The organism is Janibacter cremeus, assembly GCF_013409205.1.
GTDB classification, from domain to species: domain Bacteria; phylum Actinomycetota; class Actinomycetes; order Actinomycetales; family Dermatophilaceae; genus Janibacter; species Janibacter cremeus.
On record NZ_JACCAE010000001.1, the window covers coordinates 368,445 to 389,384 of the forward strand.

Genomic DNA, 20,940 nt, shown 5'->3' on the forward strand with positions numbered 1-20,940 from the left:
CGTCGGCAGGAGAGGATGTGCGTATGGACACGACATCAGGCATCGCCCCACGGCTGCAGGACACCCTGGCCCCACTGCTGCGGGGACCGCTGCCCGTGGCGGTGACGGCGTGGGACGGCTCGCGGGCCGGGCCCTCCGATGGCCCGGCCGTGCACCTGCGCTCACCCGACGCCCTTCGCCGCCTGCTGTGGTCGCCCGGCGAGCTCGGTGCGGCGCAGGCCTACGTCACCGGCGAGCTGGAGATCGAGGGTGACGTCGGCGCCCTGCTGGACCGGGTGCGGGAGGATTTTGCCGGTCGGGGGTTGACCGGCTTCCCGACCCGCGAGGCGATCCGCTCCCTTCCCGCACTGGTGAGCCAGGCGAAGGACCTGGGTCTGCTGTCCGCTCCCCCGCAGCCGCCGGCGAGCCAGGCGCGGTTGCGCGGTCGCGTGCACACCCTGCGCCGTGACCGGTCGGCGATCAGCCACCACTACGACCTGTCCAACGACTTCTACGCGCTGCTGCTCGAGGAGACGATGGCCTACTCGTGTGCGTGGTTCGGCGAGGGGGACGACCTCGATCCGGGCCGCCCGCTCGTCGACGCCCAGCGGGCCAAGCTCGACCTGATCTGCCGGGCGCTGCAGCTGCAGGAGGGCGACACCCTCCTGGACGTCGGCTGCGGCTGGGGTTCGCTCAGCCTGCACGCGGCGGAGCACTACGGCGCGCGCGTGACCGGCGTGACGATCGCCGCCGAGCAGAAGGCCTACATCGACGAGCAGATCGCCCAGCGCGGCCTGACCGACCGCGTGAGCATCGAGCTTCGGGACTACCGCGAGGTGACGGGTGAGTTCGACGCGGTCGGCTCGATCGAGATGGGTGAGCACGTCGGGCAGGCGAACTACCCCACCTACGTCGAGGCGCTGCGCAGCCGGGTGCGGCCCGGTGGGCACGTGCTCATCCAGCAGATGTCGCGGCGGGGCAAGGCCCCCGGCGGGGGGCCCTTCATCGAGGCCTTCATCGCGCCGGACATGCACATGCGCCCGCTCGGCGAGACGGTCGAGTTCTTCGAGTCCGGGGGCCTGGAGGTGCGGCACGTGCGCACGATGCGTGAGCACTACGTGTGGACTGTCGATGCGTGGCTGGCGACCTTCGAGGAGCACCTGGATGAGCTGACCGAGCTCGTCGGTGAGGAGGTCGTGCGGGTCTGGCGGCTCTACCTCGTCGGTGGACGCCAGGCCTTCCGCGACGCGCGGATGGGTGTGCACCAGATCCTCTCCCGCCGACCGGAGGAGACCCGATGAGTTACCTGATCGTCGGCCTGGCCGGGCTGGGCGCCGTCGTCGTGGCGCTCGTGGTCACCGGGATCGTCGCGCAGCGACAGGGCCGTGTCGCGGTCATCGATGCGACATGGCCGCTGCTGTTCGTCCTCATCGCCTGGGCGAGTCTGGCGGCGGACGAAGGGAGCGCCCGCTCCTGGTTGCTGGCCGTGCTGACCACGGTGTGGGGCGGACGCCTGGCGTGGCACCTCGTCGGCCGCCTGCGCGGGGCCGGGGAGGACCCGCGCTACGAGGAGATGCTGTCCAAGGTCCCGCCCGAGCGCCGTCTCGCCCTGGCGGTGCGCAAGGTCTTCCTCACCCAGGGCGCGGTGGCGTGGTTCGTCGGCCTGCCGCTGATGGTCGCCGCGACGACCGATCACGACCTCGGGCTCGTCGCGGCGCTCGGGGTGCTGGTGTGGCTGGTCGGGATCCTCTTCGAGGCGATCGGTGACGCCCAGCTGAAGTCCTTCAAGGCCGACCCGGCGAACAAGGGCAAGATCATGGACCGCGGGCTGTGGGCGTGGACGCGCCACCCGAACTACTTCGGTGATGCCTGCGTGTGGTGGGGCCTCTTCCTCATCGCCGCGGGGGCCTGGCCGGGCGTGCTCACCGTGCTCTCACCGCTGGCGATGACGCTCCTGCTCGCCTTCGGCAGCGGTGCCCGCCTGCTGGAGCGCAGCATGGCCCAGCGCCCCGGGTACCCGGAGTACATGGAGCGCACGTCGATGTTCGTCCCGCTGCCACCGAAGCGCTCCTGACCTCAGCCCCGCTCAGCGACCTCCACGACGGCCTGCGCCGCGAGAGCGTGCCAGCGTCGCGGACGCTCCAGCAGGGCGTGCCCACCGGACACCCCCTGGTACGTCGCGTCGCCGCCGGCAGCGCGCAGCCGCTCGACGAAATCGCGGGATCGTTGCGGGCTGCACACCGTGTCCGCCTGACCGTGCACGACGCGCACGGCCTTCTCCCGCAGGTGGTCGATCGGGTCCTGCTCGTCGAGCCAGGGTGCGAGTGCCACGCTGCCGGCCACCGCCTCCTCGTCGCCGCACCGCAGGGCAGCCCAGCCGCCGCTGGAGTGCCCGAGCAGCACGACCGGCAGGCCGTGCTCGTCGGCGAGCCGGCGCACCAGCTGACGGGTCTGGGCCAGGCCGCTTCCGGTGGGCGCGATCCAGCCTCCGTCCCGGTTGTGCACCAGGACCGGCGCGACGCTCCCCCGCGAGGCCCGCGAGACCGCGGGCGCGAAGGGCAGCATCCGCAGGTAGGAGACGTCGCGCGAACGACGCGGTCGCGGCTCGACGGCCCGCCCGCCGTGCAGGATGAGCGCCACCGCGCGAGCGCGCGGTCCCACCCGCACGCGACCCTGCCGGATCGCGGCCATGAGGTTCTCGGACTCGTGCGAGGTGGTCACTCGCGTGAGTCTGTCACGGCGGCTCCTCAGCCTCGTGGCCCAAAGCACCCACACATCCCGGGCCCGAGCCACTCGCTCGCTCAGCGCCGCCACCCCCAACCATCAACACCGCTTGCTGCTATTTGCGGTTACACTAGGAACCATAAATAAGCCCTCATCATAGTTACGGTTCCCCGATGTCTGGATCGAGCTCGTCCTCTACGTGGCCCGTGCACGAGTACCGAGTTGTGCCGTGGACGACACCTCCGGACGTCCGCGGCTCAGATGGTCGGCGTCCGAACGTCAAGGAACGGATGCTCACCGAGATCACGGTGGAGGTGCCGCCACGCATCGCCGACGTCGAGGTCCAGCTGACGCCTGCGCTTGCCTCGCAGTGCCGCGAGGTCGAGGACGCGATCGCCCGCCTGGACGCCCGATACGGCGACGTGTTGACCGGGCTCACGGCCTTTCTGGTGCGCAGCGAGTCAGTCGCCTCCTCGCGGATCGAGCAGGTCCACGCAGACCTCGATGACATCGCCCGAGCATCCGTCGCCCACGAGGCCACGCAGGAGGCTCGGATGACCGTCGCGGCGGCGGGCGCCATGGACATCCTCGTCCGCGGCCAGGAGCCAGGTGGTGAGTTCTCACCCGAGATCGCTCTCACAGCTCACCACCGCCTCCAGCAGACCGACCGTTGGAACCACTCGCACGCCGGTCGCTACCGCGACATGCAGAACTGGATCGGCGGTAGTGACGTCAGCCCACGCAACGCGGTCCACGTGCCGCCACCACCGGATGAGGTCGAGCCGTTGATGGCCGACCTCGCCGCCTTCCTCAATCGTGATGACGTGCCACCCCTCGCACAGGCCGCGCTCGCCCATGCGCAGTTCGAGGCCATCCACCCCTTCGTCGACGGCAACGGCCGCATCGGGCGTGGACTGATCGCCGTGGCGCTGCGTCGCCGTCGCGTGGCCACCCAGGTGGTCGTGCCGGTCGCAGCCGCGATGCTGGCCGACGTGGACCGGTACTTCGACACCTTGACCGCCTACCGCCGAGGGGACGCAGCCGCCATGGTCTCCTACCTCACCCGGGCCGCTGCGCATGCCACGACCGAGGCAGCTGTGTCGGCGCAACGGCTGTCAGCGATGCCGCAGCAGTGGCGAGAGCAAGCGCGCCCACGCGCCGGGTCCGGCGCCGCGCTCCTGATCGACGAGCTGACCGCCCATCCGGTCCTCGACGCGACTGCGGCTCAAGGTCTCATCGACCGCAGCGCACCACGGACCTACGAGGCCCTGGAGCGCCTCACGGAGTGCGGCGTCCTGCGCGAGACGACTGGCGCGGCGCGCGACCGGGTGTGGGTGGCGGTCGATGTGATGGATGAGATCGAGGACCTCGACGAGCGCATCGGAGCACGAAGCCTGCCCCCGAAGCACTGGCGCTGACCCGCGAAGGCGCGACGGTGGACGGCGTCGCCCGACCTCATTGCACCCAGGCGCTGACGAGTGGGATGCCGTCCGCGTCGTGCATGGAGCGCACCTCGACGTTCGCCCCACTGCCGCCCCAGTGCCCCCGATCTCACCCCCGCAGGGCGGAGGCGAAGACCGCGGGCAGTCGGGCCAGACCCGGCTTGGCGAGGAAGCGCACGAGGTGCTTGCCCGTGCTCGCTGCGGTCTTGTTGTGGACGAACCACGGGGGCAGGGGTGTCAGCGACAGCTCGCCGGCCATCACCGACCGGGGGAAGGGTCGCCACGGCCCCCGCACGACCGTGCGTTCCGGGTGCGCGAGCAGCAGCCCGTTGTGCACCACTCCCCTGCCGGACTGGATGTCCTGGAGGGTGTGCCCCGGGAAGGCACCCCACGTCGCCAGGGGCAGCAGGAAGCCGACCCCGGACCACGCGTTGACCGCGATCGTGCCGTAGCGCAGATCTGCCAGGAGCGCGTCGAAGCCCTCGCTGCCGAGGTCGCGCAGCTGGTCGGGGTGGATGAGGACATTCGCACCGAGCGTGCCGGACAGCTGCTCGTTGGCGAAGTCGATCGCGGCGGGCAGGAAGCCCTGCGCGGACCCGGGCAGCTCGGTGACGCCGAGGACCGGGCCGAAGTACTCGGTCGAGTAGGCCTGGGAGTCGCCCTCACCGGGCAGGCCGGTGATCAGCGTGCGCTCGGCGCTGCCACCGACGGCTTCGTGCTGCTCGTAGGACTCCCGGGCCTGCGCGACCCGGTCGGCGAGGCCCCGGTACCACCCGGGCCGCTTCGGCGCGGTGGCCAGCGCGTCCCGGACGAGGTCGAGGAACTCCTCCTTCTGCGCCCAGTCCGAGCTGACCACGAGGATCTGCCCGGCGATACAGTTGCAGCCGGAGTTGTGCAACCGCATCGTCGCCACGTGCCGGGCCTGGAACTCCAGGTCGGCCCGGGACCATTCGCCGGGGACGACGATGATCGGGGCGACGCCGCCGAGCTCGCTCGTGACCGGCTTGGTCAGCGCCGGGGTGCCGGCTGCGCGGTGGGCCACGGCCTGCTCACCGGTCCCCCAGACGATGGCGTCGTGGGTGGTCGCCGAGCCGGTCATGTGCACCGCGTCGATGCCCTCGTGCTCGATCACCATCGAGCCGAGCTCGAGGTCGCTGCTGAAGAACTGCACGGCGCCGATGTCGACGAAGGGAGCGAACACCGCTTGGAGGACGGGCAGCAGTGGGTCGGTGATCGGGTTGAGCTTCACTGCGGCAGACCGGTTGTCGGCAAACAACGCGTAGAGCGCGTCCAAGGGCGCGATCGAGAAGATGTTGCCCGCGCCGAGGATGGCGCAGGTGCCGCTGGACTGCTGTGGCGAGAGGGCACCGAGGCCGGCCGTGTCCCGGACCTGCTGCTCACTCACGCCCGGCTCGCACCACACCTGCGCGGAGAAACCGGAGAGCAGCAGCCGGTCCCAGATCGAGTGCGGCAGCACGTCGACGGCCACCCGGCCACCCGTGACGGTGCGCATGCCGACCCCGTCCGTCGCCCCCTTCCCCTGCTCCATCCGCTCCAGCGTCTCGGCGAGCGCCCGGGCGTAGTACATGGTGGCCCACGGGCCCGAGGTCCACTCCTCGCCGGCGAGGGGCGAGTCGGGGTCGATGCCCTTGATCTCGCAGGCGATGCGTACCCACTCCTGGGCGTGCATGTCCACCAGGTCCACCAGCTCCAGCAGCATCTCGCCCCTGCGCTTCAGGGGCACGCCGGCCCATGCCTGCGCCCCGTCGCGCGCCCGGGCGACGATCTGCTCCGCGCGCTCCTGCTGGTGGGACGCTGTGGTTGCCGTGCTCATGCGCTCTCCTGACGGATCATGTCGGCGGCCTTCTCGCCGATCAGCATCGTGGGTGCGTGCGTGTTGCCGTGGGTGATCCGCGGCATCGCTGACGCATCCACCACGCGCAGTCCGCGCACCCCGTGCACTCGCAGGGTCTCATCCAGCACGCCGGTCTCCGGCGTGCCCATCCGCGCGGTGCACGAGGGGTGGTAGGTGTGCTCGACGTCTGCGCGCACGGCCGCCTCGGTGGCTGCGCGGGAGGAGTCGTAGCCCGGTCCCGGGTGCAGCTCGCGTCCGACCCAGGGGCGAAGGGGGTCGCTCGCCACGACCTCGCGTGCCTGCTCGATCCCGTCGATCATGGCGGTCATGTCATCCGGGTCGTCGAAGTAGTTGTGCTGGATGCGTGGCGCGTCCTCGGGGTTGAGCGAGCGCAGACGGACCGACCCTTCGGAGCGGGCGCCCACGAGCGAGAGTCCGATGGCGATGGCGGCGCCGTCGTGCGTGCCGGCTCCGTGCTGCCAGAAGTAGGCCGGGGCACCGATCATCTCCATCGTCGGGGCGTCGTCGATGACGCTGGTGTGGGTGAAGGCACCGACCTCGCCCACGTTGGAGGTGAGCATGCCGGTGCGCCGGGTCAGGTAGCGCACGAGCTGAGCCGGCTTCTCCGCCGAGACGAGGGTGTCGTCGTTGGTGGTCTCCCAGTTCATCAGGTAGAAGGGGTGATCCATCAGGTGCGCACCGACGTGCGGGTTGTCGATGATCGGTTCGATGCCCCGCTCGAGCAGGTGCTCTGCCGGACCGATCCCGGAGAGCATGAGCAGCTGGGGGGTGTTGTAGGCCCCGGCGCTGAGGATGACCTCGCGGCGGGCGCGGATGGTGCGTACCTCCCGGCCGACGCGGACCATGACCCCGACGGCGCGTCCATCCTCGATGAGCACCCGGTGCACCACGGCGCCGGAGGTGATCGTGAGGTTCTTCTGCTTGCGGTGCGGGGCGAGGTAGCCGTCGTAGGTCGTCCAGCGCTGGCCGTTGCGGGTGAAGCGCTGGAAGAGTCCGGCGCCCTCCTGCTTCTCCCCGTTGAAGTCCTCGTTGCGCGGGATCCCCGACTCGACCATGGCCTCGACCATCTGCCGGGAGATCGCGCGGGGGTCCGGGGCGTCCTCGATGTACTGGGGACCGCGGTCGCCGTGGAACTGGTCGGCGCCGCGGCTGTTGGTCTCCATCCGGCGGAAGAGCGGGAGCATCTCGTCGTAGGACCAGCCCGTGGCTCCCGACGCGGCCCATCCGTCGTAGTCGCTGCGGTTGCCGCGCACGACGATCATCGCGTTCATCCCGCTGCTGCCACCGAGCATCTTGCCGCGCGGCAGGTAGATCTCCCGGTCGTTGAGGTGCGGCTCCGGTTCGGTGCGGTAGTCCCAGTCCATCTTCGTGTGGAACTGCTTGGCGAAGGCCGCCGGGATCTGGACGTTCATGTTCGGACGGCTGCGTCCGCCGGCCTCGACGACCAGGACGTCGACGTCGGGGTCCTCGCAGAGCCTGCCGGCGACGACGGCGCCGCCGGATCCACTTCCGACGACGATGTAGTCGTACTCATGCACCATTGCATCCTCCTGTGACGGGTGCCTCCACCCTGCCAACGAGGCCGCCGTCGGCGCTTGTGGCCCAACTCCACAGTCACCGGCCGCTTTTGTCCGGATCCACGAAAATCATCAGGCGTGGTTCTGGTCAGCCGGGGTCGTCAAGGGCCTGAGCCCCGTGCAGCTCGACCCATTGCAAGGCGAGCTCGAGGGCGGTGGCGTCCTCGGAGAGCGGTCGCCCGAGCAGGTCCTGGGCGCGGGAGAGTCGGTAGCGCACGGTGTTGGGATGGACGAAGAGCGCTGCCCCGGCGGCGTCGGCGTTGCACCGGCAGCGCAGCCAGGTCAGCACGGTCTCGCGCAGTGCCTGCTCGCCCTTGCGTGGTCCCAGCAGCGGAAGGGCGACCCGTCGCACCATCTCCCGGGTGAGGTCGCCCTCCCCGAGCAGGCTGACCAGCTCGATGTCGCGGTAGTCGTTGCAGCGGGTGGTGCTGTTCCAGCTGGCCCGGTGGGCGGCTGCGGCCTGGAGGTGGCTGGTGCGGAAGCCGGTCGGCCCGTGGCTCGGTCGCCCGATGGCCACCCGCGTGCGGGTGGTCGACATCAGCTCCTCCAGTGCCGTCAGGTCGAGGTCGGGCTCGGCCACCGTACTCACCCACCCCCACAGCTCCCGACTGCCGGGCAGCGTGGTGAACGCCGTGGGCAGGCCCAGAGCGAGGCACATCCGCGCGGCCACCTCGTGCAACGGTTGCGCGGGTCGCTCCTGCGCGGATGCGGACAACACGAAGGCCGTCTGCCAGGCGGTGAGTGCGTGGCCGAGGACCTGCTCGGTCTCCGGGCTCGGGGCTGCGCCGGCGAGGAGCGCGTCGACGACCTCGATGCGGCGGGTCCGGTCTCCCTCGAGCAGGCTGGCCCGCTCTGCGGTGAAGGAGTCGATGAGTTCCTCGACGGAGTCGTCGATCCACTGCTCGGCGCGCAGCCACACGGAGATCAGGACCTCGTCACGGCCGAGGCCTTCGGGTAACGGCCCTTCCTTGGTGCGTTCGGCGAGGACGTCGAAGACGGCCTTGTTCGCCACGCGGTAGACCTTGAGCAGCACGCCGATGTCGTGGTGCCGCCGGGCGATCGAGAGACTCAGGTTGATCGCCTCCTGCGGCAGTTCCAACCTGTAGTCCTGCACGATCGTCACGAGGAAGGCGTTCCAATGGGCCCTGGTCGAGGCGTGCAGCTCCTCGACCAACGTCCTGTCCTGTGCGATCTCGGGGATGGCGCCGATGATCGCGGAGTCGACGGTGGCGACGAACTCATCGATCTGATCGGGCTGCTGCGCGGCCGAGGCGAAGTCCTGCAGCCACGCTGTGAAGCCGTCCGGCACCGAGGAGAAGGCCATGGAGGGAGACTAGGGCGTGTCTGCCAAAGATCGGCGTTCGGGTGCGTCAGCGTGGATCTCATGGTTCGTGATGGCGTGATCAGCAACGAGTTGTGGGATGTGGTGGAGCCGGTTCTGCCGACGAATGTGGGCAGGCGGGGACGTCCGTGGAATGACCACCGCACGACGCTGGAAGGCATCATCTGGCGTTTCCGTACCGGGTCGCCGTGGCGCGATCTGCCGGCAGAGTTCGGGCCGTATCAGTCTGTGTGGCAACGGCATCGGTTGTGGTCGATCGATGGGACGTATGAGGCGATGGTCGCTGCGGTCCACGAACACGCGGGGCTCGGCCACGAGGACCTGGAAGCGATTCTCTCGATCGACTCCACCAGCGTGCGAGCCCACCAGCACGCGGCCGGCGCCCGCCATGACTCGGTCGTCACGGACGCGCAGGAGGACACAGGGGGGTCATTCGAGTTACACGAATTCTCGGATCGTGCCCGGGGAGCCGCCTGACCATGCGCTGGGTCGTTCTCGTGGCGGGTTGACCACGAAGATCCACGCGCTGTCGGACCTGACATGCACTCCGGTGATGGCGCTGCTGAGCGCGGGACAGGCTGGGGACAACCCGATTCTCACGCCGCTGATCGACGCCCTGGCCGAAGCCGGGCACGGGATGGACTTCCGGCTGCTGGCGGACAAGGCGTACTCACACCCGAGCACCCGGGCCTACCTGCGAGACAAGCGGATCAAGCACACCATCCCTCAACGGCGCGACCAGATCACTCAGCGCAAGAACAAGGGCAGCAAAGGCGGACGACCGCCAGGCTTCGACGCCGGAGCGTACAAGCAGCGCAACACCGTCGAGCGATCCTTCAGCCGGGCCAAGCAGTGGCGCGGACTGGCCACCCGGTACGACAAGTACGCCGTGACCTACCTCGGCGGCGTACTCCTGGCCATGGTCATCCTGACCCACCGGGCAGCGAGATAGCAGACACGCCCTAGGCCCCCGTCGCCACAATGGGGTCTGGGCCTGCTGGCACATTCGGGTCGAATCGATCCATCGTTACCTACAGTTCGCCGCGTTCCCGCATCCGTCCTTGCTTGTGGGCCCGCAGGCCTGCTGCCTCGTCCGCGTCGATGTCGGCGAGGAGCGCGAGTGACTCCCAGTCGGTGTCCGGCTGGCGCCGGCGCTCTCCCTCGCTCACCCAGGCACTGACGAGCGGGATGCCCTCCCACGCTCCCCCGCGAGCGATCGCCACGACCGCGTGCGGTCCGGTCAGGTCCAGCTCGACGTGGTCCACCTCGACCTCGACGAACTCCGGTGCCGAGCCAGCGATGACCATGGCGGTCAGCGCAGCCGCCCGGAAGCCGTCCTCGTCGTACTCGGCGCGCACGGTCTGCTTGCAGCCCACGTCGGGATCCGCGTACTCGGGCAGCAGCGCTCGGGCGACCTCCGTGACGCCCGGAGCCGACTCGAGGTCGACGGTGGCCGTGGCGGACCAGGGCCGCAGCCGTGCGCGCCACTGCTGAGGGCGACCGGTCGGTCCGGTCGGCAAGGCGGCCGCTTCCGAGCCCAGGTCATCGTCAGTTCCCGCACCTCATCAAGGTTGCCCTGCGGACCGTAGACCCGATCCGTCGCCGCGAGATTGATCAGGTCCGCATCCGAGTCCTCTGGCGAGTCACCCCACATCGCCCAGAACTTCAGGCTCCGGTCCTCGGTGTAGAGGTAGAGGTTCGTCGACGAGTAGAACTTCCCCGGTTCACCGAAAGTGCGGATCACACGCCCCGCCCTGATGAAGTCCTCCATCGTCAGACCCTCGGTCCGCCCGTGCACCACGTACCAGTGCGGGGCGCTGTCCGCGTACGTCTTCGCCCACGTCCACTGCAGGGTCGGAGCCAGCTCCAGCCACCATGCCAAGTGATCCCGTCCAACCATCACCGCGCCACTGCCTTCCTTGTCGGTTCGTCCTCGAGGACGTCGTCAACCCCAACGGTCCCCGGGATGGCGAGGTGGGCGAACCCTCCGTTTGGTTGGTCCGGTCTGACCGTTCGACTCAGGAGGGTTGTCGGTCCTGCCCGATAGACATGCCTCATGACAGACATGGCGATGCGGCCGGCAACGCAGCCGACCGAGGTGACCCTGCTCCCTTCGTCCATCGACATCGACGAGGAGATCTCGTCGCTCGAAGCCCACCTGGCGCGGCTCCACGTCCTGCGCGACGCGAAGGCACCCGAGGACACCGAGCCGTGGGTCCTCGATCACACGGGCGACCACTGGCACGACTCCCCCGCCGTGGGCGCGACCGCCTTCTCCCGTCGGGCACACCGCGTCGGCCTGCTCACCGCCGAGGACGAGGTGGTCCTCGCCCGGCGGATCGAGGCCGGTGCCTTCGCTCAGGAACGTCTCGACTCCGGCATCGAGCTCAAGCGCACCGAGCGCCGGGGCCTATGGCATGTCATCCGTGAGGGCGAGGAGGCCCGCGATCGGATGATCATGGCCAACGTCCGCCTGGTCAACAAGATCACCCGCCAGTTCCTGCCCCGCGCGACGGCCTCGATGGACTTCGAGGACATGCAGCAGGCCGGGCTCATGGGCCTCATGCGCGCGGTCGACAAGTTCGACCACTCGCTCGGCCTGAAGTTCTCCACCTACGCGACCTGGTGGATCAAGCAGAGCATCGGCCGGGCCGTCGACGACGAGTCGCGCACGATCCGCATCCCGGTTCACATGGCCGACAAGTGCCGCCCCATCGACACCGCCCGACGAAGGGCGGAACTCACCTGGGCGGAAGCCGTCATCGACCCCACCCGGCTCGGGATCGATGATGATGTGGCGAGTATCGAGCGGGCCCGCGACGTCCTGCGCCCCTGCCTGAGCCTGGAGGAGATCAGCGACGAGCTCGACATCGTCGACCACGAGGAGTCGCCGGTCGACATCGTTGTCGAGCGTGCAGCCAACGCCAAGACGTGGGCGGACCTGTCCGAGCACGTGGAGGAGCTCACCGGTCTGGGCAGCCGCGCGGTCGCCATCCTGGAGATGCGGTTCGGCCTCACCGGGCAGGCGCCGATGACGCTCGACCAGATCGGGCAGCACTTCGGCGTGACGCGCGAGCGGATCCGCCAGATCGAGAAGAAGTCGCTCGAGGCGCTGCGGGAGCTCGCGTGACCACGGATATCGCGACGAGGATCGATCCGATAAGGTTGCCTTATGGATCTGGTCGCTGAGTACCGAGATGCACGTCGGGCCGAAGAGTTGGCCAAGATGCGGCGTGGCCTCGTCCTGCGAGCCATGGCGAGTTCTGGCATGAGTCAGCGCGAGGTCGCCGAGGCGCTCGGTGTCAGCCAACCGGCGATCAACCAGCAGATGCAGGCTGCACCTCGCCTGGACGATGTCCACCCGGAAGTCTTGCTCAACGCTGCCCGGCCGGTACTGACCACACTTGCGGAGCAGTGCGGCTACCGAGATCTCGCGGTCTTCGGGTCTGTCGCCCGCCACGAGGCCCATCCGGGCTCGGACATCGATCTGCTCGTCCGCTCCCCGGAGGGCGCCTCATCCTTTGACTTCATCCGATTCAAGCAGTTGCTCGAGCGCGTCCTCGGGCGCGAGATCGACCTGGTCGACGTCGGCGGGCTGCAGCCGGGGCTCGACGACGACATCCGCCGGCAAGCCGTCGCGTTGTGATGGAGGTCCGCGCAGCCAAGGAGTTGCTCCACATCGATGCGTGGTTCCGTCGAGTCGACGAGATCGTCGAGCGGGGCCAGGACGTCTATCTCGCGGATGACCTCCTCCAGGAGGCTGGCGACTCACTCATGATGAAGATCGGTGAGGCCGCGAAGCGGCTGGCACAACACGACGTATTGGCCCCGGCCGGGGTGGACTGGGCGCTCGCCGTCGCCAACCGCAACTTCATCATCCACCAGTACGACGAGATCAACCGTCAGCTCACGTGGCAGACCCTCGCCCGGGATCTGCCCGAGTGGGCACACCATCTGCAACCGCTCATTGCAGAAGCAGTCACGTCTCTGGAGCGTCCTGAAGAACAGTCCAGCAACTGAACGAGTTGGGGAGAGGGCGGGGACGGCACAAGTAAACCAGTCATCCTGACAGTCGACGACGACTCGGTGGTCCCCGCCGCCATCACCCGGGATGCCCGTGAGCAGTACGGTCCTCCGCGTCAACTCCGTGCCATGCGGCGCACGAAGACGTGCACCCACAGCATCAGCGCGAAGAGCCCCGAGAAGGCGATGACAAGGCCACCGATGAGCAGTCGGCGCGCGACCGCGGACTCGGTGTACGGCATCCCGTCGGTCGACCAGATCTCGATGTCCTCACCGATCTCGTAGGGAGTCCCGCACCGCTTGATCACCTCGGTGCGCTGCTCGCCCCCTTCACTCCACTCCAGCGTGTAGTGGTGCTCGGGGTAGTAATGCCCGCCACTCCGTCTGCAACGCCCGTCTTCCACGTCCTCGACCACGGTGGCCCGGGTGTGCGTGCTCTGACCGAGGAAGTGCTGCCGAGCACCTGTACTGCCCAGCCCCGCCCAGATGATGCCCACGATGAACACGAGGATGACCGGGCACGCGATCCCGGTGATCCATACGAACGAGCGGAGGCCGCGGGCGTGGTCGGAAGGCACGGCCACATACCTATCACCCTCCTTCGTGCACCCGTCCCGCCGGCCCGTCCGCATCTCCGGAGGCCTACCGCCGGAGCGCGCCCGCCCCTAGACTCAGGGTGCTCACCACGTCTGGGGAGAAGGCGGGTACGGCATGGGCAAACCAGTCATCTTGACGGTCGACGACGACCCGATGGTATCCGCCGCGATCACCCGTGACCTGCGCGAGCAGTACGGCAGCGACTACCGGGTGATGGGCGCGACCTCCGGCGCGGAGGCACTCCAGCTCCTCGACAGGCTGACCCTGCGCGACCAGGCGGTCGCGCTCATCGTCGCCGACCAGCGGATGCCGGCGATGACCGGCATCGAGCTGCTCGAGCGAGCACATCCGCAAGCGCCGAGCGCCAAGCAGTTGCTGCTCACCGCCTATGCCGACACCGACGCGGCCATCCGCGCGATCAACAAGGTCGGACTCGACTACTACCTGCTCAAGCCTTGGGACCCGCCGGACGAGCGTCTCTACCCCGTCGTCGACGACCTGCTGGGCGACTGGCACCGAGCCAACCCCACCCCTTCCTCCGACCTGCGTGTCGTGGGGCACCGGTGGTCCGAGCGCAGCCACGCCACCAAGACCTTCCTCACCCGCAACCACGTGCCCTACCGGTGGATCGACATCGAGGCGGGCTCGGAGGGCCCACGCCTGCTGCAGACGGCCGGCGTCACGACCGACCAGCTGCCACTGGTGCTCGTGCCCGACGGCACGTCCCTGTGCTCCCCCTCGAGCGTGGAGCTCGCCGGCGCCCTCGGGCTGCGCACCCGGGCCGAGCAGACCCTCTACGACGTGTGCATCGTCGGCGGCGGACCGGCCGGTCTCGCCTCGGCCGTGTACGCCGCCTCCGAGGGGCTGCGGACCGTGATCGTCGAGCGCGAGGCACCCGGCGGGCAGGCCGGTCAGAGCGCCGCGATCGAGAACTACCTCGGCTTCCCCCGCGGCCTCAGCGGGTCGGACCTGACCCAGCGGGCGGTCGCCCAGGTCATCCGCTTCGGGGCCGAGATGGTCGTCGCCCGGGACGTCATCGGGCTCGAGCAGCGCGGGCCGGTGCGCGCCGTGCTCCTCGACGGTCCGGCGACGGACGGACCGGACGGTACGCGCCAGGGTGAGGTCGAGGCCCGCTCGGTCATCGTCACCACCGGGGTCTCCTACCGCCGGCTCGGCGCGAGCACCCTGGACGAGTTCACCGGGCGCGGCGTCTTCTACGGAGCCACTGCCAGCGAGGCGAGCCAGGTCGCCGGCGAGGCGATCTACGTCGTCGGCGCGGCCAACTCGGCCGGCCAGGCCGTGCTGAACCTCTCCCGGCACGCCTCGCACGTCACCCTCCTCGTGCGCGGGAGCGACGTCGCGGACGGGATGTCGAGCTACCTCGTCGACCGCATCCTCGCCGCGGACAACATCACCGTCCGCCACCGCACCGAGGCGATCGCCGGCAGTGGTGATGGCCACCTGCAGTCCCTCACGCTGCGCGACCGCGACTCCGGCGCCACCCAGGAGGTCGCCACGAGCTGGCTCTTCGTCTTCATCGGCGCCGTCCCCCGCACCGACTGGCTGGGCGGGGCCATCGCCCGTGACGAGAAGGGCTTCGTGCTCACCGGCCCGGAGATGCTCCGGGCCACCAACGGGGCGTGGGCACTGCCGCGCGGACCCTTCGCCCTCGAGACGAGCCTGCCGGGCGTCTTCGCCGCCGGCGACGTGCGGCTGGACTCGATGAAACGGGTGGCCTCCGCCGTCGGCGAGGGCGCCATGGCGGTGCACTTCGTCCACCGCTACCTCGCCACCACCTGAGGAGCACTTCGTGGACGTCGCCGACCTGCAACCGATCGAGCTCTTCGCCGGACTGACCGACGACCAACTCCAGGCGCTGATCGACGCGGGCGAGGAGGTCCCCTTCGCCCCCGGTGACCACATCTGGGACGAAGGGGGCCACGCCGACCACTGGTGGGTGCTCATCGACGGGGTGGTCGAGCTGGTCCGGCGCAGCGAGCGCGAGGACATGGTGGTCGGGCTCATGGATGCACCCGGCCGGTGGGCCGGCGGGTTCCGGGCCTGGGTGCAGACCGGGCGCTACCTCGCCGGCGCCCGCGGGCTCGTCGCCGGCCGGATGCTCAAGGTGCCGTCGGTCGCGCTGCGCGACCTGACCGCGCAGTGGTTCCCCTTCGGCAGCCACCTGATCAAGGGGGTCTACGGCATGGCCCTGTACGTGGAGTCGACCGCCCGCCAGCGCGACTCCCTCGCGGCCCTGGGCAAGCTCGCGGCCGGTCTGGCGCACGAGATCAACAACCCCTCGGCTGCGGCCACGCGGGCCACGGCCGCGCTGGGGACGGCCGACGACACCCTCTTCACCGCCCTGAGCCAACTGGCCGCGCAGGGGATCACCGCGGAACAGTTCACCACGCTGGACGACCTGCGCCGCGACCTGGCCTCCCGCCCGACACCGGCGTACGTCGACCTCGTCGACATCGAGGACGCGCTCGCCGGATGGCTCGAGACCCACGGCATCGACCGCAGCTGGGTGGCCGCCCCCGTGCTGGCCTCGGCCAACGCCGATCAGCAGTGGTGCGAGCGGCTCGCCGGGGTGGTCGACGCGCGATCGCTGCAGGCGGGTCTGGACTGGATCGTGGCGAGCCTGCAGGCCGCCGTGCTGCGGTCGGAGATCACCGAGTCGACCCGGCGGATCTCCGAGCTGGTCGCCGCGGTGCGCTCCTACTCCCAGCTGGACCGCGCGGCACTGCAGCCGCTGGACGTCGCCGAGGGCCTCGAGAGCACGCTGCTGGTGCTGGGCCACCAGCTGCGCGACTCCACGGTCGAGGTGGTCAAGGACTACGCCGACGTGCCGACCATCGAGGGCTACGCCGGTGAGCTCAACCAGGTGTGGACCAACCTCATCGGCAATGCCCTGGACGCCATGGGCGGGAGCGGGACGCTGCGTGTCACCACCCGCCCGGGCCCCGACAACGCCGTCGTCGTCGAGATCGGCGACACCGGACCCGGGATGCCGCCGGAGGTCGCCGAGCGGGCCTTCGAGGCGTTCTTCACGACCAAGCCGGTCGGCCAGGGCACCGGCCTCGGGCTGGACATCGCCCAGCGGATCGTCGTCGAGCGGCACGGCGGCACCATCGACATCGAGTCGCGGCCGGGTGACACGGTCTTCCGGGTGTGTCTGCCGGCCGCGCCGACGGACGCGTGAGACACCGGAACTCCTCAGGCGCTCCTCTCGAAGGCCCGGCGCACCTCGACAGGAATCCGCCCCCGGTCGGAGACCGTCCAGCCGTTCTCCCGCGCCCACGCCCGGATCTCCCGTGACGTGACAGCGGCCGCAGGTGCCGGGTTTCCCGCCGCCATCGTCGAGATCTCCTGGTCGGTGGCCCCGCCCATCCGCAGCTCCTCCCGCGCGGCCGCGAGGAAGCGGTAGGTCCATTCCTGGGCCAGCTGACGGTTCTCGGTGAAGATGATCGGCACGGACGGGAATCGCGCCTGGCTCTCCGCGATCGCCTCTGCGACGACGGCCGGGCGCACGTGCTCGAGCGCGAAGACCTGTGAGTACCGGTCCTCCACAACGACCGCCGCGCGCGGCAGGTCATTCAGCTCGGCCAGGAGGTAGGTGAGCTTGCCGCTGGTCAGGCTGGACGTGAGGTCGGACAAGGACTTGCGCTCCACGGCAGCGACGATCTGATCACCGTCGGTGACGGCATAGTCGCCGCAGGGCAACCCCCTTCGCTGCGTCACGGCCTGCTGGTGGGTGAAGCGCCACGGGTACCGCTCGTGGCTGTCGACGAGGATCTGCAGGTCCGCCACGCCCTGCGCCCGCGCCGTCGGCAGGTCGACATTGGGCCGGGCCTGCTTGCTCGTGCGCGCCGTCTGCCAGAAGATCGCCTGGCGACCACCTCGGATGCGGGTGATGACGAACTGCGAGCGGCTCTCCCGCCGACGGTCCAGGACGAGGTCGATCGCCGCACCGCGAGACGTGCACGAGCGGGCCGGGACGCGCTCGATGATGTCCGCGTCCTGCGGCCACTCGTCCGTGCGGTGGCAGTAGAGCTTGGACGTGCGCGGCCACACGTCCTTGGTCTTGAGCACGACCCCCTCCCCGAGTGGGATGCGCACCAGGTACGGCAACCTGCTGTCCGGCTCGGGGTTGCGGGCGATGAGGAAGTCGTCCACCACGCCCCCAGTGTGCCGGAGGCGTCCCGGGATCACCCCACGAAGGGCGGCGTCCGCTTCAGCTCCCCACGCGCGATGGTCCGCCGGTGCACGGCGTCGGGGCCGTCGACGATCCGCAGCGCCCGCGCCCATGCGTAGAAGTACGCCAGCGGGAAGTCATCGGAGACGCCACCAGCACCGAAGATCTCGATCGCGCGGTCGATGACCGCGCAGGCCACCTGGGGAGCGATCACCTTGATCGCGGAGATCTCGAAGCGCGCGTCCTTGGCGCCGACCGTGTCGATCATCCACGCGCAGTGCAGTACCTGCAGCCGCGCCTGGTCGATCTCGATCCGGGAGTTGGCGATGTGCTCCTGCACGACGCCCTGGTCGGCCAGCCGCGAGCCGAAGGCCACTCGGCTCTTCGCCCGGTCGACCATGAGCGCCAGTGCCCGCTCGGCCATCCCGATGGCGCGCATCGCGTGGTGGATGCGTCCCGGGCCCAGGCGCGCCTGCGCGATCATGAACCCGTCACCCTCCTGGCCGAGGAGGTTGTCCACCGGCACCCGCACGTCGTGGAAGACGATCTCGGAGTGGCCGTGCTGGTCCTGGTAGCCGAAGAGCGGCAGGTGCCGCTCGATGGTCAGGCCCGGGGTGTCCCGCGCCACCAGGACCATCGACTGCTGGCGGTGGGTCGCCGCGTCGGGATCGGTCTTGCCCATGACGATGAAGATCTCGCACCGGGTGTCGGCGACGCCGGTGATCCACCATTTGCGGCCGTTGATGACGTACTCATCGCCCTCGCGGCGGATGACGGTCTGGATGTTCGTGGCGTCCGAGGACGCGGCGTCCGGCTCGGTCATCGCGTAGGCCGAGCGGATCGTGCCCTCCTTCAGCGGCTCGAGCCAGCGCTGCTTCTGCTCCGGCGTGCCGAAGTGGTGCAGCGTCTCCATGTTGCCGGTGTCCGGGGCCTGGCAGTTGATCGCCTCCGGCCCGATGACCGGCGACCAGCCGGAGATCTCAGCGATCGGCGCGTACTCCAGGTTGCTCACGCCCGACCACTCCGGGAGGAAGAGGTTCCACAGGTCGCGCCGGCGCGCCTGCTCCTTCAGCTCGGCCATCACGGGCGGGTGCTCGTGCGGGCCGTGCTCGCGCAGGTACTGCGCCCATGTCGCCTCGGCCGGGAGGACGTGCTCGCGCATCAGCTCCCACATCGACTCCTGCAGCTCGAGGGTGCGGGGGCTGGGGGTGAAGTCCATCTGTGTGCTCCTGGGAAGTGGGTGGTCGGTGGTCGGTCAGTGCAGGGTCGTCCCACCGTCGACGGCGAGCGTCGTGCCGGTGATGAAGGAGGACGCATCCGAGGCGAGGAAGAGCACCGCGGAGTCGAGCTCGCCCTGCCGGCCGAGCCGGTCGAAGAGCGTGCGGGAGGTGATCGTGGCGAGCAGCTGCTCGGGGATCTCGTCGGTCATCTCCGAGGCGAAGTAGCCCGGCGCCACGGCGTTGACGCGGATGCCGCGCCGACTCCCCCACTGCGCGGCCAGATCCCGCGTCAGGCCCAGGACGGCCGCCTTGGTCGAGGAGTAGGCTGCCTGCGGTGCGACGCCGGCGGTCAGGCCGAGGATGCTGGCGATGTTGACGATGCTCGAGCCCGGCTGCATCACGGCGGCGCACTCCTTGGCCATCCAGTACGCGCCGTTGAGGTTGATGTCGACGACCTTGCGGAAGTCCTCCGGCGACTCCTTCAGCGCCGGCACCGCGGTACCCAGGCCCGCATTGTTGACCAGCACGTCGACCCGCCCGTGCTCGTCCATCGCGGCCCGCACCAGGTCGGCGCACTGCTGCGGGTCGACCACGTCGCAGGAGAGCGTCGACACGATGCCCCCGTGGCCACGGATCTCCTCGGCGACCGCCTCCAAGCGTTCCCGTCGCCGAGCCGCGAGGACGACCGTCGCGCCCGCCGAGGCCAACGCCTTGGCGAAGCCCGCACCCAGCCCCGAGGAGGCTCCGGTGATGATCGCGACTCGGCCGTCGAGGCGGAAGCGGTCGAGGACCGGGGCTTCGCTCCCTTCGCCGGTCCGGGGGTCGATCGGGGTGCGGTGATCAGACATCAGTGGCTCCGGAGTGGGTGTCGAGGATCGTGTGGCCGTGGTCGACGAGGTGGCGGATGCTCTCCCCGATGTCGTCGCCGAACTCCTGGCCGGCCATGTCGCCGGCCTCGGCGCGCGTGGCCACGCCCTGCGCGATGGCCGAGAACTTGAAGCACGAGAACGCCCGGTACCACGGCAGGGCGGCCGGGTCGGTCCCGGTCGCCGCGCAGTAGCGCTCGACGAGGCGGGACGAAGGGGGCCACCCCGGTTTCGTGCTCAGGCTCGGGATGAGCGGGATGACCGGGCCGTCCGGATCACCCCAGTACATCGCGGTCAGCGCGAGATCGGCGATCGGGTCGCCGAGGGTGGACAGCTCCCAGTCGAGCACCGCGCGGATGCGCCCCGGGTCGCCGGTGTCGTAGACGCAGTTGTCCATCCGATAGTCACCGTGGACGATCCGCGAGCGCGGCGAGGTCGGCATCGACTCACGCAGCCGCGCTACCAGGCCCGGCAGGCGGGGGGCCTGTACCGACACGGTGGCCTTCTCCGACTGGCCGAGCCACCGGCGCAGCTGCCGCTCGAGGTACCCGTCGCGACGAGAGAGGTCACCCAGACCGGCCTCGTCCGGGTCGACCGCGTGCAGCGCGACGAGGACGTCGACGAGGGCATCCGCCATCGCCTTCTTACTGTGCTCGTCCTGCGCGTACCCCGGGGGCAGTTCGTCCCGGATGACGTGCCCGCGGACCTCCTCCATGACGTAGTACGGCACGCCCAGGTCATCGCCCGTGGTCTCGTTGACGACGACGTGCGCGACCGGGACGCCGGACCCGGCCAGCCCGACCTGGATCCGCGCCTCGCGGCCCATGTCATGGGCGCTGGGCAGCAGATCCCCGGTCGGCGGACGCCGCAGGATCAGCCGGTCGCCATCGGCCTTGGTCAGCACGAACGTGAGGTTCGACTTCCCGCCGGCGATCAGCTCGGCGGTGAAGTCACGCCACGCGTCGCGGCCGGTGGCGGCGGCGATCCGTGGCCCGACGACCGCCGGGCGCAGCAGGTCCTCCAGCTGGTCCTGGGGTGTTGGCGTGTCGTCCGGTGCCATGGGTTCCCTTCGCGCGTTACCGAGCGATCGATCGGTCGG

Annotated in this window: 19 protein-coding genes and 1 pseudogene; 10 read left to right on the plus strand and 10 right to left on the minus strand. The window is 69.9% G+C overall.

Annotated features, from left to right (window positions below):
• Positions 1-23 precede the first annotated feature (23 nt).
• Both BJY20_RS01685 and BJY20_RS01690 read left to right on the plus strand, forming a co-directional pair.
• Positions 24-1,280: an SAM-dependent methyltransferase gene (locus tag BJY20_RS01685; RefSeq protein ID WP_185989936.1), complete on the plus strand. Its 1,257-nt coding sequence runs from the start codon at positions 24-26 to the stop codon at positions 1,278-1,280.
• Positions 1,277-2,053 (plus strand): DUF1295 domain-containing protein, encoded by a 777-nt coding sequence (locus BJY20_RS01690; RefSeq protein ID WP_185989937.1) that lies wholly within the window; start codon positions 1,277-1,279, stop codon positions 2,051-2,053. The genes BJY20_RS01685 and BJY20_RS01690 overlap by 4 nt, the downstream gene beginning before the upstream one ends.
• 2 nt (positions 2,054-2,055) lie before the next feature.
• Here BJY20_RS01690 and BJY20_RS01695 read toward each other — a convergent pair whose 3' ends face one another.
• Entirely contained in the window at positions 2,056-2,700 is a 645-nt protein-coding gene (locus BJY20_RS01695) for an alpha/beta hydrolase (protein ID WP_185989938.1), read from the minus strand.
• Positions 2,701-2,876: 176 nt separating this feature from the next.
• Between BJY20_RS01695 and BJY20_RS01700 the strand changes: the two genes are divergently transcribed.
• Positions 2,877-4,121: a Fic family protein gene (locus tag BJY20_RS01700; RefSeq protein WP_185989939.1), complete on the plus strand. Its 1,245-nt coding sequence runs from the start codon at positions 2,877-2,879 to the stop codon at positions 4,119-4,121.
• A 133-nt stretch (positions 4,122-4,254) separates the two neighbouring features.
• Here the strand turns inward: BJY20_RS01700 and BJY20_RS01705 are convergent, their stop codons facing one another.
• The 3 genes from BJY20_RS01705 to BJY20_RS01715 form a co-directional block, all read right to left on the minus strand.
• Positions 4,255-5,979, minus strand: a complete 1,725-nt coding sequence (locus tag BJY20_RS01705; protein WP_185989940.1) for an aldehyde dehydrogenase family protein — start codon at positions 5,977-5,979, stop codon at positions 4,255-4,257.
• Positions 5,976-7,562, minus strand: coding sequence for a GMC family oxidoreductase (locus tag BJY20_RS01710; RefSeq protein WP_185989941.1), 1,587 nt, complete (start codon positions 7,560-7,562; stop codon positions 5,976-5,978). Before BJY20_RS01710 ends, BJY20_RS01705 begins: the two co-directional genes overlap by 4 nt.
• A gap of 124 nt (positions 7,563-7,686) precedes the next feature.
• Positions 7,687-8,922 carry a PucR family transcriptional regulator gene (locus BJY20_RS01715; protein ID WP_185989942.1) on the minus strand — a complete coding sequence of 412 codons (1,236 nt, stop codon included), beginning with the start codon at positions 8,920-8,922 and terminating at the stop codon, positions 7,687-7,689.
• 60 nt (positions 8,923-8,982) lie between these two features.
• Here BJY20_RS01715 and BJY20_RS16240 point away from each other — a divergent pair.
• Both BJY20_RS16240 and BJY20_RS01720 read left to right on the plus strand, forming a co-directional pair.
• Positions 8,983-9,159 (plus strand): annotated as a pseudogene (locus BJY20_RS16240) (transposase); the annotation flags it as partial.
• Between the two features lie 49 nt (positions 9,160-9,208).
• On the plus strand, positions 9,209-9,892 hold the full coding sequence (locus BJY20_RS01720; RefSeq protein WP_281366007.1) for an IS5 family transposase: 684 nt from the start codon (positions 9,209-9,211) through the stop codon (positions 9,890-9,892).
• Positions 9,893-9,971: 79 nt separating this feature from the next.
• Here BJY20_RS01720 and BJY20_RS01725 read toward each other — a convergent pair whose 3' ends face one another.
• Complete coding sequence (locus tag BJY20_RS01725) at positions 9,972-10,460, minus strand: hypothetical protein (RefSeq protein ID WP_185989943.1); 489 nt, start codon at positions 10,458-10,460, stop codon at positions 9,972-9,974.
• 536 nt (positions 10,461-10,996) lie between these two features.
• Between BJY20_RS01725 and BJY20_RS01730 the strand changes: the two genes are divergently transcribed.
• Genes BJY20_RS01730 through BJY20_RS01740 form a run of 3 tightly spaced genes read left to right on the plus strand, consistent with a single transcriptional unit; the run spans position 10,997 to position 12,960 of the window.
• Complete coding sequence (locus BJY20_RS01730; protein ID WP_185989944.1) at positions 10,997-12,070, plus strand: sigma-70 family RNA polymerase sigma factor; 1,074 nt, start codon at positions 10,997-10,999, stop codon at positions 12,068-12,070.
• 42 nt (positions 12,071-12,112) lie between these two features.
• Positions 12,113-12,586: a nucleotidyltransferase domain-containing protein gene (locus BJY20_RS01735; protein ID WP_185989945.1), complete on the plus strand. Its 474-nt coding sequence runs from the start codon at positions 12,113-12,115 to the stop codon at positions 12,584-12,586.
• Positions 12,586-12,960: a HepT-like ribonuclease domain-containing protein gene (locus BJY20_RS01740; protein WP_185989946.1), complete on the plus strand. Its 375-nt coding sequence runs from the start codon at positions 12,586-12,588 to the stop codon at positions 12,958-12,960. The genes BJY20_RS01735 and BJY20_RS01740 overlap by 1 nt, the downstream gene beginning before the upstream one ends.
• 119 nt (positions 12,961-13,079) lie before the next feature.
• On the opposite strand, the gene BJY20_RS01745 is transcribed toward BJY20_RS01740, so the two are convergent.
• Positions 13,080-13,547, minus strand: coding sequence for a hypothetical protein (locus tag BJY20_RS01745; protein ID WP_185989947.1), 468 nt, complete (start codon positions 13,545-13,547; stop codon positions 13,080-13,082).
• Between the two features lie 127 nt (positions 13,548-13,674).
• On the opposite strand from BJY20_RS01745, the gene BJY20_RS01750 reads away from it, so the two are divergent.
• The gene (locus BJY20_RS01750; protein WP_185989948.1) at positions 13,675-15,360 is read left to right on the plus strand and encodes an FAD-dependent oxidoreductase; all 1,686 of its coding nucleotides are present in this window, start codon (positions 13,675-13,677) and stop codon (positions 15,358-15,360) included.
• 10 nt (positions 15,361-15,370) lie between these two features.
• Entirely contained in the window at positions 15,371-16,762 is a 1,392-nt protein-coding gene (locus tag BJY20_RS01755; protein WP_185989949.1) for an ATP-binding protein, read from the plus strand.
• Between the two features lie 14 nt (positions 16,763-16,776).
• Here BJY20_RS01755 and BJY20_RS01760 read toward each other — a convergent pair whose 3' ends face one another.
• Genes BJY20_RS01760 through BJY20_RS01775 form a run of 4 tightly spaced genes read right to left on the minus strand, consistent with a single transcriptional unit; the run spans position 16,777 to position 20,901 of the window.
• Positions 16,777-17,739, minus strand: a complete 963-nt coding sequence (locus tag BJY20_RS01760; protein WP_343062734.1) for an ERCC4 domain-containing protein — start codon at positions 17,737-17,739, stop codon at positions 16,777-16,779.
• Between the two features lie 29 nt (positions 17,740-17,768).
• Entirely contained in the window at positions 17,769-18,974 is a 1,206-nt protein-coding gene (locus BJY20_RS01765) for an acyl-CoA dehydrogenase family protein (protein ID WP_185989951.1), read from the minus strand.
• A 36-nt stretch (positions 18,975-19,010) separates the two neighbouring features.
• On the minus strand, positions 19,011-19,823 hold the full coding sequence (locus BJY20_RS01770) for an SDR family NAD(P)-dependent oxidoreductase (protein WP_185989952.1): 813 nt from the start codon (positions 19,821-19,823) through the stop codon (positions 19,011-19,013).
• On the minus strand, positions 19,816-20,901 hold the full coding sequence (locus tag BJY20_RS01775; protein ID WP_185989953.1) for a phosphotransferase family protein: 1,086 nt from the start codon (positions 20,899-20,901) through the stop codon (positions 19,816-19,818). The genes BJY20_RS01770 and BJY20_RS01775 overlap by 8 nt, the downstream gene beginning before the upstream one ends.
• Positions 20,902-20,940 lie beyond the last annotated feature (39 nt).

Excerpts from the sequence above, each read along its gene's own strand:
- BJY20_RS01685 (WP_185989936.1), top strand. The coding sequence starts at position 24 with ATGGACACGACATCAGGCATCGCCCCACGGCTGCAGGACACCCTGGCC.
- BJY20_RS01690 (WP_185989937.1), top strand. The coding sequence starts at position 1,277 with ATGAGTTACCTGATCGTCGGCCTGGCCGGGCTGGGCGCCGTCGTCGTG.
- BJY20_RS01700 (WP_185989939.1), top strand. The coding sequence starts at position 2,877 with ATGTCTGGATCGAGCTCGTCCTCTACGTGGCCCGTGCACGAGTACCGA.
- BJY20_RS01705 (WP_185989940.1), bottom strand. The coding sequence starts at position 5,979 with ATGAGCACGGCAACCACAGCGTCCCACCAGCAGGAGCGCGCGGAGCAG.
- BJY20_RS01710 (WP_185989941.1), bottom strand. The coding sequence starts at position 7,562 with ATGGTGCATGAGTACGACTACATCGTCGTCGGAAGTGGATCCGGCGGC.
- BJY20_RS01715 (WP_185989942.1), bottom strand. The coding sequence starts at position 8,922 with ATGGCCTTCTCCTCGGTGCCGGACGGCTTCACAGCGTGGCTGCAGGAC.
- BJY20_RS01720 (WP_281366007.1), top strand. The coding sequence starts at position 9,209 with ATGAGGCGATGGTCGCTGCGGTCCACGAACACGCGGGGCTCGGCCACG.
- BJY20_RS01730 (WP_185989944.1), top strand. The coding sequence starts at position 10,997 with ATGACAGACATGGCGATGCGGCCGGCAACGCAGCCGACCGAGGTGACC.
- BJY20_RS01735 (WP_185989945.1), top strand. The coding sequence starts at position 12,113 with ATGGATCTGGTCGCTGAGTACCGAGATGCACGTCGGGCCGAAGAGTTG.
- BJY20_RS01740 (WP_185989946.1), top strand. The coding sequence starts at position 12,586 with ATGGAGGTCCGCGCAGCCAAGGAGTTGCTCCACATCGATGCGTGGTTC.
- BJY20_RS01750 (WP_185989948.1), top strand. The coding sequence starts at position 13,675 with ATGGGCAAACCAGTCATCTTGACGGTCGACGACGACCCGATGGTATCC.
- BJY20_RS01765 (WP_185989951.1), bottom strand. The coding sequence starts at position 18,974 with ATGGACTTCACCCCCAGCCCCCGCACCCTCGAGCTGCAGGAGTCGATG.
- BJY20_RS01770 (WP_185989952.1), bottom strand. The coding sequence starts at position 19,823 with ATGTCTGATCACCGCACCCCGATCGACCCCCGGACCGGCGAAGGGAGC.
- BJY20_RS01775 (WP_185989953.1), bottom strand. The coding sequence starts at position 20,901 with ATGGCACCGGACGACACGCCAACACCCCAGGACCAGCTGGAGGACCTG.